Raw genomic sequence first — 16924 nt, 5'->3', positions numbered from 1 at the left:
GCGAAAGTACATCTCCCGCCAGCAGGAGCCGCGGGACTGGCTCTGCCAGACCGCAGGCGGAGCGGCCCCCTCGGGGGGCAGGGAACTACACGCAGTGAGTGACCGTGGGGGCCACACCCAGCGTGGGGGCCTATCTCGCGGCGTGATCCAGCGTCCAGACGCCATGGGGGCTCTTTCCAACTTTGACCTGCTGCACGACTTTCCGGCTGGCCACATCGATGACCGTGAGCTTGCGTGCCCACCGCGAGGTCACCAGAATCTGCTTGCCGTCGCGGCTGACATCAATACAGTCCGGCCCACCGGGTGCGGGGTAGTTGTCCACCACCTCCAGGGTCTGCAGATCGAGCCGGCTGATGGTGTTCGCGACCCGGTTGCTGACCAGCACATGCCGCCGGTCGCCGAACGCGCGGAAGGCGTGCGCACCTGCGCCCGTCTTGATGGTCTTGATGCGTTGCGGCTCCTTGCCACTCACGTCATAGACCTCCACCGCATCACCACCCGTGAGCCCGACCAGCAACAGCCGGTCATCCGCAGTGCCATACACATCGGCTGGGATCGAACCGGTCGGTGTGCGCCACTTCACCGACTGGCTTGCGAGGTCAATGGCGATCAACTCGTCGCTGTCCTGCATCGTCGAATACACCACGGTGCTTCTGGAGTCGATCCACAGGTGGCTCGGCGTACGCCCGGTCGGTATGCGCTTGACGAGCGCCAGATTCTTACCGTCCCATTTGTAGATGTCAATGTGGTTGAGTCGGTTGGCCGCCGTCACAAACCATTTCATGTCGGGCGAAAAGCGCAGCTGGTAAGGATCGATGACGCCGCGGACTGTTCGCTGCACCTCCGCCGTTCTCGGGTCGATGAAGGTCAGCGAATCAGACAGCGCATTGGCAACGATCACCGATTTCTCATCCGGCGTGAGGTAGAGGTGGTGGGGCTGCTTGCCAGTGGAAATGCGGCGCGTTTCGGTCCAGCTTGCGGGATTGATGACGCTCACACTGTCGTCAAGCGAATTGAGCACGAACACCGGCGACTGAAGCGCACCCGAGCCAAACGGCTGAGCCACCAACGGCGCCGGGGCGGCTGCGACCGGCGTTGCAACCGGTACTGCGACAGACGCCTTCTGCGCGAAAGCATCAACACCCCACAAACCGCTTGCTGATCCCAGAAAAGCCAGGCAAACGGTCACAAAACGAACTTGAAAATTCACAAACACTGTCTTTCTACACGCAACTGTCTAGTGTACCGGGAGGGGAACAATCTCCCTCTCAAAACTGCACGCTTCAGACCTGCGCTCCAGAGCAACGCGCCAGCACCCGTTGTGGCGGACATCCTTTACGATTCCCGCATGCAGGCCCCCTTCAACACCATCGACGTCCAAGGCATCCGGCTGGAAGTCCAGCGCCTTGAGGGACCTGCTGACCGCGCGCCCCTCGTGTTTCTGCATGAGGGTCTGGGCTCGGTCAGCCTCTGGACCCAGCGCGGCCTGAATTGGCCGCTGGATGTGTGCAGGGCCGCTGGCCGGTCTGGCCTGGTGTATTCGAGGCAGGGTTATGGCCACTCTGATCCGGTTCCGGATGTTCGCGGTGAACCCCGCATGCAGAATGGGCAACGCACGGGCCGCCTGCAGCCGGACTACATGCACCGCGAGGCACTGGAGGTGCTGCCGGCGTTGCTGGAAGCCGTGGGCATGCAACGCCCGGTCTTGATCGGCCACTCTGACGGCGCCACCATCGCCCTGTTGTACGCCAGCGCGCTACCCGTGTCAGGCTGCGTGGCCATGGCGCCGCACGTGCTGGTGGAAGACGTTGCGATTGCGGCCATCACACAGGCCCGCACCGCTTTTGAATCGGGCGGCCTGCGCGAGAGGCTCGCGCGTTACCACGCCGATGTAGATAGCGCCTTCTGGCAATGGAACGATGTGTGGTTGTCTGAAGCCTTCCGCGCCTTCGATATCCGGCCTGAATGTGCGTGCATCTCTGCACCGCTGTTGCTGATTCAGGGGCTGGATGACGAATACGGCACGCTGCGCCAGCTCGATGAAATCGCCGCCGCGGTCCCACATGCGCGGCAACTGCGGCTCGCTGACTGCGGGCATTCACCCCAACGAGATCAGCCCGAACTGCCCCTCGAGGCGATCACCGCATTTCTTGCAGACATCGATTGATGCCTTGAGACCGCCCGCTCCACCGACACAGGCGGATCAGGTGTTCTTGACCTCAATGTGGTACGTGGCCCAAGGGCAGGACGCAAACCGCGCGGTCACGGGCTTGGCGGCCATATCGGCAAACCGGTCGGCATCAAAGACCGCCCACAGCGGGCCGAGACCGCCCAGCGCCATGGGCTGGCCATCAAGATGGGTGGCCACAATGAAGCGGTATTTCGCGGCATCGGTCGCATTGACCTGCGCCGCATAGCCATCCACTGCGCGCAGGAATAGCGCCGTCCTGTCGGTCACTTTCACGCCGCTGGCTTTCATGACGTCCATCAACAGCGGTCCTTTGAGGGTGTGGGCCTGGTTGTCGTACTCCAGCGTCGGCTTGATGGTCACAGCCGGCATGGCAGTGAGCGCCGCAAAGTCGAAGACCTGCGCCTTGTCAAACCGGATCTTCTGCTTGACCATCATCTGGTCCAGTGCGGGGTCCAAAGCACCGCGATTGCCGCCCACCCCAATCAAACCGCTGACCGTCAGCAAGGCCGGACCGCGCAAGGGTCTGGATGCCGCCTGCGCACTAAACGCTGGCGGCAGGACGGCCGCGCCGCATGCTGCAAGGCTGAGAAACTTTCGTTTGTCCATCACAAAACCCTCCATGGTCTGAGTCACGGGTCACTGGCGCAATCGTATTCAATCGGCCGCTCTCAACTGTCGCGCGCCGTGAATGTTACTGAATTGCGCCTGTTTTTGTGTTCTTTTGATTTACATCACGGCGACCGCCCCGCCCGATCAGTAGCCTATTGACCGACCCAACAATAAAGGGGATTCGCATGAATGCCTACCAAGACCTGACAATCCCGGGACTGGCTCTTCTGGCTCTTCTGGCCCTTCTGGTGCTTGTGCTTCTGCTGGCCCTGGGGGCCTGGCTTTACAGGCTCTGGATGTCCCGAAGAAAGCGGCGCATTCCCCGCCACTGGCCCATTCACGCCAGAGAGCTGCTCAGCGAGGAAGAATTGCGCGTCTGGCGATGGCTCAACACCACGTTCGAGGGTTACCACATCATGATCAAGACACCGGTCACCCGGTTCACCAAGCCGAACCCGACAGAAAGCGGCTTGTTCTGGTACGAACTGCTCAAGGGAATTTACTGCACGTTCACGGTCTGCAACGAAATCGGCCAGGTGCTGGGCTGCGTGGATGTGCCCAGGACATTTGGTGCGTCGCGCAAGGTCCGGCTGCTCAAGGAGAACCTGCTGGCGCAATGCGGCATCGGCTACACGGTCGTATCGCCCACCCTGCTGCCGGAGCCCGACGCCATCCTCCAGGAATTCCTCGGTGATGAGGCCGCCAGGATCAGAAGCGCCAAGCGGGAAGAGGCGGTCGTGCGAATGGCAAAAGCCAACTTGCAGCAAACCCTGGTGGTCCAGCGGGGTCGAAGAAAAATCAAGGAGCCCAGCATGTTCGGCCCGGAAACCAGCAGCATGCCGAGCCACTGGAACGACTCGTTTCTGATTCAGGACAACACGCGACCCGCGGAGCTGAGATAGCCGCAGGTGAGGCTGTCCGAAGGTTCACGCTGAAATGCGCTTCAAGTCATCGGCAGTGAGCCAGCGCCACTCCCCAGGCCCCAGATCTGCCGGCAAATCCAGTGACCCGATGCGCGAACGATGCAGCCCGCCCACCTCTTCCACCCGGTTGCCGACCGCCGCAATCATGCGTTTGACCTGGTGGTACTTGCCCTCCGTCAGGGTCAGCCGCAACTGCTGTTCGCCGGTTTTCTCGCACGCCGCAGCGCGAACCGGTTTGGGGTCGTCATCCAGCACCACGCCTGCCAGCAGCTTTTGAATCTGCCTGTCATCCACCGGATGTTTGGCAGTCACGTCATAGACCTTGGGCACATGGTGCTTCGGGGAACTCATCCGGTGAATGAACTTTCCGTCGTCGGACAGCAGCAGCAGGCCCGTCGTGTCCTGATCGAGCCGCCCTACCGCCTGAACGCCAGCCGCCGCCCCGCCGCCGCGCTGCCGGATGGGTGCCGGCAGCAAGGTGTAGATGCTGGGATAGGTGCTGGGCTTTTGCGAACACTCGTAACCGGCTGGCTTGTGCAGCATCAGGTAGGCTTTCTCATGATAGCCCCAGGTCACGCCCTGTACGGAGAACGTCAGACCCGTCGCATCAAATTCCGCCAAAGCATCTGTGCACGGCAAACCCGAGACGGTCACCCACCCCTGTTGCACCAGCCCTGCACAGACGCGGCGCGTGCCGAACCCCTGTGAATAAAGAATGTCATGTAATTGCATGTTGGCCATGCGGCATTGTCGGGCCTCTGCCACGGCCAGCGGGCAGTCCAAGCCGCCACTTTCAGCCCCTTCCCTGCCACCCAGGCCATCACCCGGGGCAGGCCAGCCCATACCCCTAAAACGTGAAAACCATCACGCTACTGGGCAAGCTCACGCGAAATCGCATCAAACAGCAGCAACTTCGTGAACTTGTGCCTTTGATACTTTGTATCTATTTGTTACTTTCGCAACATCTAGCGTTTCACAGGACACAAACATGGCCACAACACTTGGATGGTGGATTGCCGGTTCAGCCTGCGGTGGAATGCTGGCCGGCGCCCTGTTGTGCCTCTGGAAGGTTCGCTACGCGGCCAAAAAGAACAAGCAGATTCCACGGCACTGGCCTTTGAATCCGCGCGGCCTGCTCAACACCGAGGAGCGTCAGGTCTGGCTGTGGCTGAGCCGGGTGTTTTTTGACCATCATGTGATGATCAAGTTGCCTGTGACGCGCTTCACCATCCCGGAAAACCGCAAAACCGGGCAGCACTGGTACAACCTTCTCAGCGGCGTGTACTGCACCTTCACCGTGTGCACCACCGCCGGCATCGTGGTCGGTTGCGTCGATGTTCCCGGCCCCAAGGGCATCTCCCGAAGCAACCGTCAACTCAAAATGACCCTGCTGTCGCAATGCGGTGTGGGCTACCGCGTTGTCAAATCAAGCAATCCACCAACGGTGGCAGAAATCCGGCTGGAGTTCCTGGGCGAATCGGCAGCAGCAGCCCGCGAACTGCAGCGCAAGCGCGATGAAGAACGGGTCGCAGCCGCACGCGCCAAGCTGCACTCAGAGATTGACCGCCAGCGCCACAGCCGCCACAGCGAGTTCTCTGGCAACTCCTCCGGGTTCGGCCCCGAATCCGTGTCCAGCCTGGACAGCCAGATGCGACCAGACAGCGACTTTGCAGGGGTGTGGCAGGAGCACAATTCCTTCATCGCCCCGCTGGACAGCCGCGCAGGTGATTTGCACTGACACTGCTCTGTAACCAACCCGGCGAGCCTGTCCATACAGGCGCCGCAGCCACCAACGCCACCCATGCGCCGATGAAAAAGGCCGTTGACTGAAATTCAGTCAACGGCCTTGGTCTTTTTGGATGGTGGAGCTGGGGGGATTTGAACCCCCGTCCGCAAGCCTTGTTCGGGCAGATCTACATGTTTAGCGGTCTGATTTGAGTCTCGCCACCTGTGCCGCGCAGTCGCACGCTACACAGGACGCCAGCACCCTATTGTCTTGCCCCGGGTTAAGGTACCCAGCCCGGAGCCAGCCGATGAAATTATCTTTACAGCCGGGAGCATTCAGCTTGCGCTAAACACCCCTTGCCCAGCCCATCGGCCTGCTGTTGTAAAGCTCACTGGCAATTAAGCAGCGAGTGCGAAACGTTCGTCGTTTGCAGTTAGTTTGTTTGAATCTGTTTTACGAGCACACTCAGCTCGACATGCACCACACCGCGTCCGAACCCACGTCGAAACCAATGCAGCCCCAAGCGACCTAGTTTAAGGCATTCGCAACAAATTCAAGAGCGCCCCTGGCGTGGAGATGGTGGCGTCGGCTTTCCAGACGTCGGTGTCCGCCGTGGCGCCCAGATAGCCGTAGGCGGCGGCCACTGTCGGCATGCCAGCCGCGCGGCCCGCCACGATGTCACGCTCGTCGTCACCCACATAGACGCAGCGCCCGGGGTCGATGTCCAGTTGCCGCGCGGCCTCCAGCAAAGGGGCCGGGTGCGGTTTGGCGTGCGGCGTGGTGTCGCCGCTGACAATGGTTTGGGCCGTCCCAAAGAGCGGCATGCGCCGCGTCAGCGGCACCGTGAAGCGCTCGGACTTGTTGGTGACCACGCCCCATTTCAGACCGGCGCGGTCCAGCGCTGCAATCAACTCGGCCACACCGTCGAACGCATAGGTGCGCTCGGTCATGCAGGCTTCGTAGTTGACAAAAAACTCTTCCTTGAGCGCCTCGTAGCCCTCGTCCTGGGGAGTGAGCCCAAAGGCGATGCCGATCATGCCTCGCGCGCCGGCACCGGCCATGGGCCGGTATTCAGACAAAGGCAGCGATGCCATGCCCCGGTCGGTACGCATCTTGTCAGCGGCAGCGCCCAGGTCCGGGGCGCTGTCGATCAGTGTGCCGTCCAGATCGAACAGGACCGCTTCAACGGGATGAAACATCGGTAATACCCCTTCAGACTTTGCGGGTCGCCAGCATGTAATTGACGCTGGTGTCGGCGCTCAGCCAGTAATGGCGTGTGAACGGGTTGTATTCCATGCCCCGGGTGTGCTCCAGCGTCAGGCCCGCACTCCGGCAGTGAGCCGCCAGTTCGCTGGGCTTGATCAGCTTCGCATACTCGTGTGTCCCGCGAGGCAGCAGATTCAGCACGTATTCGGCCCCCACAATGGCGAACAGGAAGGACTTCGGGTTGCGGTTGATGGTCGAGAAAAACACCCAGCCGCCAGGTTTGACCAGTTCGGTACAGGCTTTGACAACCTTGGACGGATCGGGGACGTGCTCCAGCATTTCCATGCAGGTCACCACGTCAAAACTCGCAGGCTGCTCTGCAGCGAGGGCCTCTGCGCTGATTTCCCGGTAGGCCACGCCTTGTGTATTCGCCTCCAGCGCATGCAACTGGGCCACCTTCAAAGCCTTGGAAGCAAGATCAATCCCCAGGACATCGGCCCCTTTGCGCGCCATGGCGTCGGCGAGAATCCCACCCCCACAACCCACATCCAGGACACGCTGGCCTTTGAGTGGCACCAGGTTATCTATCCAGTCCAATCGCAGGGGATTGATCTGGTGCAGGGGTCGGAACTCGCTTTCGGTGTCCCACCAGCGGTGGGCCAGGTCGGAAAATTTGGCCAGTTCGGCAGGATCGAAGTTATCGGAAATAGACATCGCCCGATTATCGCCCGGGCATAAAAAAACCGCGCCGGAGCGCGGTTTTCAGTGGATCCGGAAGGATTACTTGTTGGCGCGGGTGCCAACGACTTCGATTTCAACGCGACGGTTCTTCGCGCGGCCTTCGGCGGTCTTGTTGTCAGCAACAGGCTGCTTCTCGCCTTTGCCTTCGGTGTACACGCGGTTCTTCTCGATGCCTTTGGACACGAGATAGGCCTTGACGGCTTCAGAACGACGGACCGACAGTTGCTGGTTGTAACCATCGCTACCGACGGAGTCAGTGTGACCCACGGCAATAATGACTTCCAGGTTGATGTCCTTGATCTTGCCAACCAGATCGTCCAGCTTGGCTTTGCCTTCTGGCTTGATCACCGACTTGTTGAAGTCGAAGAACGCGTCAGCAGCGTAGGTCACCTTGGTGGCGGCAGGAGGTGCAGGAGGTGCAGCGGCTGGGCGAGGAGCGGCAGCAGCAGGTGCTGGCGCAGCAGCGGCAGGAGCAGCGGCCTGAGGAACGATGGCACCGTCGCAACCAGGAGCTGCAGTGGCAGGCGTCCAGTTGGCATCGCGCCAGCACAGTTCGTTGGTGCCGTTTTTCCAGACCAGTTCGTTAGAGCCGTTCTTCCAGTTGTCGATAGTTTGTGCACCGGCGGCGGTAACGAGCGCTGCGGAAGCAAACAACATTGCCACTTTGTTGAGTTTCTTCATGGTTCTCCTCTAGAGAAAAGCCGCAGACTGGCTGCGATTGATAATTTACACGCCGTGAGTGACCATCACTCAAAGCGTTACATTGATTGTGCCACACCTGCCGGGCCCTTCAACCCAGCACTGGAATCCGTCTGACACAGTTTCGCGATTCTCCGGCATTTGTTGCTGCACCGCCACAGCAAGACAAGGCAGCACCACACCGTAAAATGCGCGGTTGCGCTTCCCACTTCCAGAAAAAATACTCCACCCAGGCCTCGCATGACCCAGTTCGCCAAAGAAACCCTGCCCATCAGTCTTGAAGAGGAAATGCGCAGAAGCTATCTGGATTACGCGATGAGCGTGATCGTGGGACGCGCACTGCCGGATGCACGGGATGGCCTCAAGCCCGTCCATCGCCGTGTCTTGTTTGCGATGCACGAGCTGAACAACGACTGGAACCGGCCTTACAAAAAGTCAGCTCGTATCGTGGGTGACGTGATCGGTAAATACCACCCGCACGGCGACCAGTCGGTTTACGACACCATTGTGCGGATGGCCCAGGATTTTTCCCTGCGGCATCTTCTGGTGGACGGCCAGGGCAACTTCGGCTCGGTCGATGGCGACAACGCCGCCGCAATGCGGTACACCGAAATCCGTCTGTCCAAGATCGCCCATGAGTTGCTGGCCGACCTGGACAAGGAAACGGTCGACTTCGGCCCTAACTACGACGGCAGCGAGCAGGAGCCGCTAGTTCTGCCGACCCGGCTTCCCAATCTGCTGGTCAACGGCTCCGGCGGCATTGCCGTCGGCATGGCCACCAACATCCCGCCCCACAACCTCAATGAGGTGGTAGACGCCTGCCTTCACCTGCTGAAGAACCCCGAGGCATCCATCGACGAGCTGATGGAGATCGTGCCGGCGCCCGACTTCCCCACCGGCGGCATTATTTATGGCATCAACGGCGTGAAGGACGGCTACCGCACCGGTCGCGGCAAGGTGGTGATGCGCGCTAAGTGCCATTTTGAGGAGATCGACAAGGGCCAACGCCAATCGATCATCGTCGACGAGCTCCCTTATCAGGTGAACAAGAAGACCCTGCAGGAGCGCATGGCTGAGCTGGTGCACGAGAAGAAGATCGAGGGCATCAGCCACATCCAGGACGAGAGCGACAAGTCCGGCATGCGCCTGGTGATCGAGCTCAAGCGCGGTGAAGTGCCCGAGGTCGTGCTGAACAACCTCTACAAGCAGACGCAGCTCCAGGACACCTTCGGCATCAACATGGTGGCGCTGGTCAACGGCCAGCCCAAACTGTGCAACCTGAAGGACCTGATCCAGGTTTTCCTGTCGCATCGCCGCGAAGTGGTCACCCGCCGCACGGTGTTCAACCTGCGCAAGGCCCGGGAACGCGGCCATGTGCTGGAAGGCCTCGCTGTGGCGCTGGCCAACATTGACGACTTCATCGCCATCATCCGCAATGCCCCGACGCCGCCAGTCGCCAAGGCCGAACTGATGCTCAGGCCATGGGACAGCACTTTGGTGCGCGAAATGCTCACCCGTACCCGCGCCGACGGTGGCGTGGTCAATGCAGACGACTACCGGCCCGACGGCCTCGAAAAAGCCTTTGGCATGGGCAGCGACGGGCTGTACCGACTGTCCGAAACGCAAGCGCAGGAAATCCTGCAGATGCGCCTGCAGCGCCTGACCGGGCTGGAGCAGGACAAGATCGTTGCTGAATACAAAGAGGTCATGGCCGAGATCGACGACCTGCTCGACATCCTGGCCAGGCCCGAGCGCGTCTCCATCATCATTGGCGAAGAGTTGTCGGCCATCAAGGCCGAGTTCGGCCAGACCAAGCTGGGCGCGCGTCGCAGCCAGATCGAGCACAGCTCGTTCGACCTGAGCACCGAAGACCTGATCACCCCGACCGACATGGTGGTCACGCTCTCGCACACCGGCTACATCAAGAGTCAGCCACTGTCTGAATACCGGGCACAAAAGCGCGGCGGTCGCGGCAAGCTGGCCACAGCCACCAAGGAAGACGACTGGGTGGACCAGCTCTTCATTGCCAACACCCACGACTACATCCTGTGCTTCTCCAACCGGGGCCGGCTGTACTGGCTCAAGGTGTGGGAGGTGCCGGCAGGCTCCCGCGGGTCGCGCGGTCGCCCGATCGTCAACATGTTCCCTCTGCAGGAAGGCGAAAAGATCACCGTCGTTCTGCCACTGACTGGCGAGAAGCGCAGCTTCCCTGCCGACCAGTATGTCTTCATGGCCACCTCGATGGGCACCGTGAAGAAAACCGCGCTCGACGAATTCAGCAACCCGCGCAAGGCCGGTATCATCGCCGTCGACCTCGACCCGGGCGATTACCTGATTGGCGCGTCGCTGACCGATGGCAAGCATGACGTGATGCTGTTCAGCGATGGCGGCAAGGCCGTGCGCTTCGATGAAAACGATGTCCGCCCCATGGGCCGCAATGCGCGGGGCGTGCGAGGCATGACGCTGGAAGACGGCCAGGGCGTGATCGCCATGCTGGTCGCCGAGGACGAGCAGCAAAGCGTGCTCACCGCCACCCAGAACGGCTTCGGCAAGCGCACCTCGATCACCGAGTACACCCGCCACGGCCGCGGAACCAAAGGCATGATTGCCATCCAGCAGAGCGAGCGTAACGGCAAGGTCGTTGCCGCAACACTGGTGCACGCCGACGACGAAATCATGCTGATCACCGACAAAGGTGTGCTGGTGCGCACCCGCGTCAGCGAAATCCGCGAAATGGGCAGGGCGACACAGGGTGTTACGCTGATTGGCCTGGATGAAGGCTCACAATTGAGCGGTCTGCAACGCATTGTGGAAAACGATGCGTCCCTGGACGACACCGACACCCCTCCCACCGACGGCAACGACGCCGCCAACCCGGAAACCAACTGATGAAAAAACTGATTGCCACACTCACGCTGGCGACGCTGGCCTGTTCCACCGCTGTTTACGCACAAGCCACCGACAACAAAAACGAGTGGGCGGCCAAAGTGGTCGCACTGCAGCAGGGCCCGGAACTTGACCGACTGGTGAACCAGCTTGCCGGGGGTTCAGCCCAAGAGTTGATCGCCAAATGGGGGCCCAGGCTTCAGGCCAACGTTGCCAAAGACGCACAAGCCAAGACGTCAGAAACACTCAACGCCGAACTGCAGAAGTACGGCAACGATGCCAGCTCCCTGATTTCCAAACAGGTGGCCAAAGTCAGCGCCGATACGCTGGTGCCAGCCTATGCCGAGCGCTTCACCCTTGAAGAGCTCAAGCAGATTGCCGCCTTCTTCGAGTCGCCCGCGATCAAGAAATACCAGGCCGCATCGCCTGAACTGGGCAATGCCTTCGTCCAGAAACTGATCGAGGCTTCGCGCAGCGACATACAGGCACGTGCCCGCGAGTTTGATGTTGTTGCAGAGAAACTCATCGGCACCAAGCCTGCTGCAGCAACCCCACCCAAAGCCGCCCCTCCCGCGAAGAAATGACCCGGCCGTTCAACTTTTCAGCGGGACCGGCCGCACTCCCTGAAGAAGTGCTGCAGCAGGCCGCCGCTGAAATGCTGGACTGGAACGGCAGTGGCATGAGCGTGATGGAGATGAGCCACCGCGGCAAGGAGTTCATCGCGATTCATGACGCCGCAGAAGCAGATTTTCGTGAGCTGATGGCGGTGCCGGATGAATTCCGGATTCTCTTCATGCAGGGCGGCGGTCTGGCCGAGAACGCCATCGCCCCCTTGAACCTCTCGCGCGGCGGCAAGGTCGACTTCGTCCTCACCGGCAGCTGGAGCGAGAAATCGGAAAAAGAGGCGCGCAAGTACTGCACCACGCACGTCGCGGCCACGGCTGCGGACTCCGGGTTCACCCATGCGCCTGCGCCAGCCAGCTGGCGTTTGCAGCGGGATGCAGCCTATGTGCACCTGTGCTCCAACGAAACCATCCACGGCGTGGAGTTCCATGATTTACCAGACCTGAAGGCGCTGGGAAGCGACGCGCCGCTGGTGATCGACTTTTCCTCCCACGTTGCGTCCCGTTCCGTGGACTGGTCGCGCGTCGGATTGGCTTTCGGCGGTGCGCAGAAAAATCTCGGGCCGGCCGGCGTGACGATGGTAGTTGTGCGCGAAGACCTGCTCGGTCATGCCTTGCCCATCTGCCCCAGCGCGTTCGATTACAAAACGGTGGCAGATCACGGCTCGATGTTCAACACACCGCCAACCTATGCCATCTATATTGCTGGCTTGACCTTCCAGTGGCTCAAACGCCAGCGCGAAGGCCAGGCCGGGACCGAAGTCAGCGGCGTTGCCGCCATCGAGCGCCGCAACATGGCAAAAGCCCAGTTGCTCTATGACGCCATCGACAGCTCCAGCCTGTACTTCAACAAGGTGGACCGCGGCTGCCGCTCGCGCATGAACGTGCCTTTCTACCTGCGTGACGAGTCCCGCAACGAGGCCTTCCTGAGTGGCGCCAAGGCCCGAGGACTGCTGCAGCTCAAGGGCCACAAGTCGGTTGGCGGCATGCGGGCCAGCATTTACAACGCCATGCCCATGGCAGGCGTCGAAGCGCTGGTGGCCTACATGCGAGAATTCGAACAAAAACAAGCCTAGGACGACATGTATTCCAGCCCCCTACTCGCTCGGCCCATGCCCTCGGCCGGCATCCCGACCCACCCCGTTCAGCAGGGGTTGCCATGAACGCGAGTCTGGCTGACCTGCGCCTGCAAATCGATGCGCTGGACCGGCAACTGCTGGCGCTGCTGAACCAGCGTGCGCAGGTGGCACAGGAAGTCGGAGAGGTCAAAAAACGCGAAGGCACGCCGTTTTTCAGGCCAGACCGCGTGGCCCAGGTGATCGAGCAGATCCAGAAGGCCAACAAGGGACCGCTCAAGGACGAGCACGTCGAAGCCGTCTGGCGCGAAATCATGTCGGCCTGCCTGGCCTTGGAGGCCCCCATCCGCGTGGCCTATCTCGGACCGGTCGGGACGTTTTCCGAACAGGCCGCCCTGCAGTTCTTCGGCGCCAGCATTGAACATGTGCCTTGCATCAGCATCGATGAAGTGTTCCGGGCCACCGCGGCCGGCAGCGCCAGCTACGGCGTGGTGCCGGTCGAGAACTCGACCGAAGGCGTGGTGTCGCGCTCGCTGGACCTGTTCCTGAACTCACCGCTGCACATCGTCGGCGAAGTCAGCCTGATGGTGCGCCACAACCTGCTGCGCCTGTCCGACTCGCTGGAAAACATTGAGATCGTGCTGGCGCATCCACAGGCGCTGGCCCAGTGTCAGGGCTGGCTGACCACGCACCTGCCGCACGTCGAGCGCCGCGCCGCGTCCAGCAATGCGGAAGGCGCGCGACTTGCCACCACCAACCCGGCATGGGCTGGCATTGCGGGCGACCGCGCCGCCACCCAGTTCGGCCTGCACACCGCAGCGCACGCCATTCAGGATGACGCCTTCAACCGGACCCGCTTTGCCGTGGTCTGCCTGCCGCAAACCCTGCCGCCGCCCCCGCCTTCGGGCAAGGACTGCGTGAGTCTGGTGGTGTCGGTTCCCAACCGGCCGGGCGCGGTGCATGACATTCTGGTGCCGCTGAAGACCCATGGCGTCTCCATGACCCGTTTCGAGTCGCGTCCGGCACGTTCCGGTCAATGGGAATATTATTTTTATATCGACCTGCAGGGTCATCCTTCGCAGCCCGCCGTGCAAGCCGCGCTAGCGGACCTGCAGCAGCTCTGCGCTTTCTACAAAGTTCTTGGCACCTACCCGGTCAGCGATTGATGCAATGTTTCACAGATTTCCCGGTCACTTTTCCGGTCACACGACATGTTTGAACAGCTAGGTCTCATTGGCTGCGGCCTGATGGGCGGCTCTTTCGCGCTGGCCCTCAAGCGTGCAGGACTCGTCAAGCGTGTGGTCGGTTACAGCAAATCGCCGTCAACCACCGAGCGCGCGCGGCAGATGGGCGTGATTGACGTCGAGGCACCGTCCGCCCTGCTGGCCGTGTCGGGCGCCGACATCGTGCTGCTGGCGGTTCCCGTGTCGGCCACCGAAGCCACCTTCAAGGCGATCCGGCATCTGGTGGGGCCCAACACGCTGATCATGGATGTGGGATCGACCAAGCGCGACGTGGTGGACGCCGCCCGGCGTGTACTGCAGGGCAACGTGGGCGCCTTTGTGCCTTGCCACCCGATCACCGGCAAGGAGGTTTCAGGCGTTGAACACGCCGATGTGGACCTGTACGCCGGCAAGCAGGTCATCCTCACGCCGATCGAGCGCACCTTCACGGTTCAGCTCCAGAAGGCCGAAGACCTCTGGACCAGGCTGGGCTGCCATGTGTCAAAAATGTCGCCGCAGGCGCACGATGCCGCGTACGCTGCCGTCAGCCACCTGCCCCACCTGATTGCGTTCGCTCTGATGAACGGCATCGCCGGGCAGGACCACGGCAAGGAATACCTCTCCCTGGCGGGACCGGGTTTCCGCGACTTCACGCGGATCGCTGCCAGCGACCCGAAAGTCTGGCGCGACATCCTGATCGCCAACCGGGAAGAGCTGCTCGCCCAATCGAAAATCTTCCAGCAAACCCTGCAGTCACTCGAACAGCTGATCGCGGCAGGCAGCGGCGACATGCTGGAAGTGCTGATCGAGCAAGCCAGCGAGACGCGCGCCAACTGGCGCATTTCGGCACACAAGCCCCCCAAATAACGCCGGTCCATGTTCGATACCGAGTTTCTGGACATCCCCCCACTGACTGGCGCGGGAGGCACCGTCCGCCTGCCCGGCTCCAAGAGCATTTCCAACCGCGTCCTGTTGCTGTCTGCCCTGTGCACCGGCACCACCACCCTGCACGACCTGCTTGATTCAGACGATACGCGCGTCATGCTGAACGCCCTGCGCGAGCTGGGCTGTGGCGTGCGCCAGATAGGCCTGGGTGGCACCACGGTCGAGATTGACGGCCTGGGCGGTGTCATCCCAAACCCGCAGGCCGACCTGTTCATGGGCAACGCCGGCACCGCCATGCGCCCGCTCACCGCCGCCCTCGCGGTGCTGGGCGGAGATTTCAAATTGCATGGCGTGCCTCGCATGCATGAGCGCCCGATTGGCGATCTGGTTGACGCGCTGCGCCAGCTGGGCTGCCACATTGACTATCTGGGACAGGACGGCTTTCCACCGCTGCGCATTGGTCAGCCCAAGCTGGACCTGAAAGCGCCAATCCTCGTGCGCGGGGATGTCTCCAGCCAGTTTCTGACTGCACTTCTCATGTCGCTGCCACTGGTCGCCAAGGACAGCGACATCGTCATCCAGGTCACGGGCGATCTGATCAGCAAGCCCTACATCGAAATCACGCTCAACCTGCTGGCCCGCTACGGGATTCACGTGCGGCGTGACAACTGGGAACGCTTCACCATCCCCGCTGGCAGCCACTACCAGTCACCCGGCGTGCTGCATGTGGAGGCCGACGCGTCCTCGGCCAGCTATTTCATCGCCCTGGGCGCCATCGCCCCAGGGGCGGGCGTGCGGATTGAAGGCGTGGGCGCCGACTCCATTCAGGGTGACATCAGTTTCATCGACGCTGCCAGGATGATGGGCGCCATCGTTGAAGCCGGCCCCAACCATTTGACCGTGCGGCGTGGGGCATGGCCCCTCAAGGCCATCGAGTCACTCGACTGCAACCACATCCCCGACGCTGCCATGACGCTGGCGGTGATGGCGCTGTATGCCGACGGCACGACAACGCTGCGCAACATCGCCAGCTGGCGCGTCAAGGAAACCGACCGGATTGCGGCCATGGCCTGCGAGCTGCAAAAGTTCGGTGCTGTCGTGGAAGAAGGGGCCGATTACCTGAAGATCAGCCCACCCGCACACTGGACCACAGGCGCCATCCGCACCTACGACGACCACCGCGTGGCGATGTGTTTTTCGCTGGCGGCGTTCAACCCGGCACAGCTGCCGGTGCGCATTCTCGAACCCCACTGCGTGGCCAAAACCTTCCCGGACTACTTCGAAGCCCTGTTTGACGTCACGCAAACCAGCCCGGCCCTGATCCCCGTCATCTGTATTGACGGCCCGACCGCTTCGGGCAAGGGAACGCTGGCGGCCCTGACCGCCCAGAAGCTCGGCTACCACTACCTGGATTCCGGTGCGCTGTACCGGCTCAGCGCGCACGCCGCCACAGCCGTCGGTGTGTCGCTGGACGATGGTGCTGGCGTTGCCCGCGTGGCGCGCACCTTGCCAGTCCGCTTCCGGGGAGACCGCATCTTTCTCGGGCACGACGATGTGTCGGACGCCATCCGCACCGAAGCAGCTGGCATGGCTGCCTCCCGGGTGTCGGTGCACCCTGAAGTTCGCACTGCCCTGCTGGAGCTGCAACACAGTTTTCGCCGCCTGCCGGGGCTGGTAGCCGACGGGCGGGACATGGGCACCGTCATCTTCCCTGATGCGCCGCTAAAGATTTTCCTGACAGCGAGCGCCCTGCACAGGGCGGAACGCAGACATAAGCAATTGATTTCAAAGGGAAATTCGGCTACAATCGCGCAGATTCAGCAAGATTTAGAGGCACGTGATGCGCGCGATTCGTCGCGAAAAGCAGCCCCTCTGAAGCCTGCTGATGACGCCAAACCGCTGGACAACTCTTATCTGTCGATTGAAAAGTCGGTCGATCAGGTGCTTGAATGGTGGCAAGGTACCCGGCCCTTTTGACCCCCGCACATTCATTTGTGGGCACGCCAGTGCTTCGGTCAACAGGTTCATTAACGTAACCCCCGCGGTCACGCCCTTTGGCTGACTGCAAAAAACCGCCGCAAGCAGATCTAAAAACAGCAGCAATGGTGCGGCTGGAACCCTGATTTGTGGATGAGG

15 protein-coding genes and 1 other RNA gene are annotated in these 16924 nt (G+C 61.5%); 9 read left to right on the top strand and 7 right to left on the bottom strand.

Annotation, left to right across the window (positions count from 1 at the left end; genetic code table 11):
• Positions 1–130: 130 nt before the first annotated feature.
• The gene (locus AAG793_RS00745) at positions 131–1177 is read right to left on the bottom strand and encodes a YncE family protein (RefSeq protein ID WP_341905320.1); all 1047 of its coding nucleotides are present in this window, start codon (positions 1175–1177) and stop codon (positions 131–133) included.
• 171 nt (positions 1178–1348) lie between these two features.
• Here AAG793_RS00745 and AAG793_RS00740 point away from each other — a divergent pair, with 171 nt between their 5' ends.
• The gene (locus AAG793_RS00740) at positions 1349–2167 is read left to right on the top strand and encodes an alpha/beta hydrolase (protein WP_341902705.1); all 819 of its coding nucleotides are present in this window, start codon (positions 1349–1351) and stop codon (positions 2165–2167) included.
• 36 nt (positions 2168–2203) lie between these two features.
• Here the strand turns inward: AAG793_RS00740 and AAG793_RS00735 are convergent, their stop codons facing one another.
• Positions 2204–2797, bottom strand: coding sequence for a molybdopterin-dependent oxidoreductase (locus tag AAG793_RS00735; protein WP_341902703.1), 594 nt, complete (start codon positions 2795–2797; stop codon positions 2204–2206).
• 158 nt (positions 2798–2955) lie between these two features.
• On the opposite strand from AAG793_RS00735, the gene AAG793_RS00730 reads away from it, so the two are divergent.
• On the top strand, positions 2956–3702 hold the full coding sequence (locus AAG793_RS00730) for a hypothetical protein (RefSeq protein ID WP_341902699.1): 747 nt from the start codon (positions 2956–2958) through the stop codon (positions 3700–3702).
• 24 nt (positions 3703–3726) lie between these two features.
• Here the strand turns inward: AAG793_RS00730 and AAG793_RS00725 are convergent, their stop codons facing one another.
• Positions 3727–4455: a 16S rRNA pseudouridine(516) synthase gene (locus AAG793_RS00725; protein ID WP_341902696.1), complete on the bottom strand. Its 729-nt coding sequence runs from the start codon at positions 4453–4455 to the stop codon at positions 3727–3729.
• A gap of 256 nt (positions 4456–4711) precedes the next feature.
• Between AAG793_RS00725 and AAG793_RS00720 the strand changes: the two genes are divergently transcribed.
• Positions 4712–5461, top strand: coding sequence for a hypothetical protein (locus tag AAG793_RS00720; protein WP_341902694.1), 750 nt, complete (start codon positions 4712–4714; stop codon positions 5459–5461).
• A 122-nt stretch (positions 5462–5583) separates the two neighbouring features.
• Here the strand turns inward: AAG793_RS00720 and ssrA are convergent.
• From ssrA to ompA, 4 genes are all read right to left on the bottom strand, one after another.
• Positions 5584–5970: a transfer-messenger RNA gene (gene ssrA, locus AAG793_RS00715) on the bottom strand.
• 12 nt (positions 5971–5982) lie between these two features.
• Complete coding sequence (gph, locus tag AAG793_RS00710) at positions 5983–6648, bottom strand: phosphoglycolate phosphatase (RefSeq protein WP_341902692.1); 666 nt, start codon at positions 6646–6648, stop codon at positions 5983–5985.
• Between the two features lie 13 nt (positions 6649–6661).
• On the bottom strand, positions 6662–7369 hold the full coding sequence (gene ubiG, locus AAG793_RS00705; RefSeq protein WP_341902690.1) for a bifunctional 2-polyprenyl-6-hydroxyphenol methylase/3-demethylubiquinol 3-O-methyltransferase UbiG: 708 nt from the start codon (positions 7367–7369) through the stop codon (positions 6662–6664).
• Positions 7370–7435: 66 nt separating this feature from the next.
• On the bottom strand, positions 7436–8077 hold the full coding sequence (gene ompA / locus AAG793_RS00700; RefSeq protein WP_341902687.1) for an outer membrane protein OmpA: 642 nt from the start codon (positions 8075–8077) through the stop codon (positions 7436–7438).
• Between the two features lie 258 nt (positions 8078–8335).
• Between ompA and gyrA the strand changes: the two genes are divergently transcribed.
• The 6 genes from gyrA to AAG793_RS00670 all read left to right on the top strand — a co-directional run bounded on the left by gyrA (position 8336) and on the right by AAG793_RS00670 (position 16765).
• Complete coding sequence (gene gyrA, locus AAG793_RS00695; RefSeq protein WP_341902685.1) at positions 8336–10984, top strand: DNA gyrase subunit A; 2649 nt, start codon at positions 8336–8338, stop codon at positions 10982–10984.
• Positions 10984–11565, top strand: coding sequence for a DUF2059 domain-containing protein (locus tag AAG793_RS00690; RefSeq protein ID WP_341902681.1), 582 nt, complete (start codon positions 10984–10986; stop codon positions 11563–11565). The genes gyrA and AAG793_RS00690 overlap by 1 nt, the downstream gene beginning before the upstream one ends.
• On the top strand, positions 11562–12680 hold the full coding sequence (gene serC, locus AAG793_RS00685; protein WP_341902679.1) for a 3-phosphoserine/phosphohydroxythreonine transaminase: 1119 nt from the start codon (positions 11562–11564) through the stop codon (positions 12678–12680). The genes AAG793_RS00690 and serC overlap by 4 nt, the downstream gene beginning before the upstream one ends.
• 83 nt (positions 12681–12763) lie before the next feature.
• Positions 12764–13846, top strand: coding sequence for a prephenate dehydratase (gene pheA / locus AAG793_RS00680; RefSeq protein WP_341902676.1), 1083 nt, complete (start codon positions 12764–12766; stop codon positions 13844–13846).
• A 45-nt stretch (positions 13847–13891) separates the two neighbouring features.
• Positions 13892–14770 (top strand): prephenate dehydrogenase/arogenate dehydrogenase family protein, encoded by an 879-nt coding sequence (locus tag AAG793_RS00675; protein ID WP_341902674.1) that lies wholly within the window; start codon positions 13892–13894, stop codon positions 14768–14770.
• Positions 14771–14779: 9 nt separating this feature from the next.
• Positions 14780–16765, top strand: a complete 1986-nt coding sequence (locus AAG793_RS00670) for a bifunctional 3-phosphoshikimate 1-carboxyvinyltransferase/cytidylate kinase (protein ID WP_341902670.1) — start codon at positions 14780–14782, stop codon at positions 16763–16765.
• The last annotated feature ends 159 nt before the right edge of the window (positions 16766–16924 follow it).

The organism is Polaromonas sp. YR568, from assembly GCF_943372955.1.
Lineage (GTDB): Bacteria > Pseudomonadota > Gammaproteobacteria > Burkholderiales > Burkholderiaceae_C > Polaromonas.
Note: the sequence above shows the minus strand (reverse complement) of the source record. Positions and strands in the feature narration are given on the sequence as shown.

Bases quoted from the DNA above. Each gene is read 5' to 3' on its own strand.
- AAG793_RS00670 (WP_341902670.1), top strand. From the start codon at position 14,780: ATGTTCGATACCGAGTTTCTGGACATCCCCCCACTGACTGGCGCGGGA.
- AAG793_RS00725 (WP_341902696.1), bottom strand. From the start codon at position 4,455: ATGCAATTACATGACATTCTTTATTCACAGGGGTTCGGCACGCGCCGC.
- serC (WP_341902679.1), top strand. From the start codon at position 11,562: ATGACCCGGCCGTTCAACTTTTCAGCGGGACCGGCCGCACTCCCTGAA.
- gyrA (WP_341902685.1), top strand. From the start codon at position 8,336: ATGACCCAGTTCGCCAAAGAAACCCTGCCCATCAGTCTTGAAGAGGAA.
- AAG793_RS00675 (WP_341902674.1), top strand. From the start codon at position 13,892: ATGTTTGAACAGCTAGGTCTCATTGGCTGCGGCCTGATGGGCGGCTCT.
- AAG793_RS00740 (WP_341902705.1), top strand. From the start codon at position 1,349: ATGCAGGCCCCCTTCAACACCATCGACGTCCAAGGCATCCGGCTGGAA.
- AAG793_RS00690 (WP_341902681.1), top strand. From the start codon at position 10,984: ATGAAAAAACTGATTGCCACACTCACGCTGGCGACGCTGGCCTGTTCC.
- AAG793_RS00720 (WP_341902694.1), top strand. From the start codon at position 4,712: ATGGCCACAACACTTGGATGGTGGATTGCCGGTTCAGCCTGCGGTGGA.
- pheA (WP_341902676.1), top strand. From the start codon at position 12,764: ATGAACGCGAGTCTGGCTGACCTGCGCCTGCAAATCGATGCGCTGGAC.
- ubiG (WP_341902690.1), bottom strand. From the start codon at position 7,369: ATGTCTATTTCCGATAACTTCGATCCTGCCGAACTGGCCAAATTTTCC.
- gph (WP_341902692.1), bottom strand. From the start codon at position 6,648: ATGTTTCATCCCGTTGAAGCGGTCCTGTTCGATCTGGACGGCACACTG.
- AAG793_RS00735 (WP_341902703.1), bottom strand. From the start codon at position 2,797: ATGGACAAACGAAAGTTTCTCAGCCTTGCAGCATGCGGCGCGGCCGTC.
- ompA (WP_341902687.1), bottom strand. From the start codon at position 8,077: ATGAAGAAACTCAACAAAGTGGCAATGTTGTTTGCTTCCGCAGCGCTC.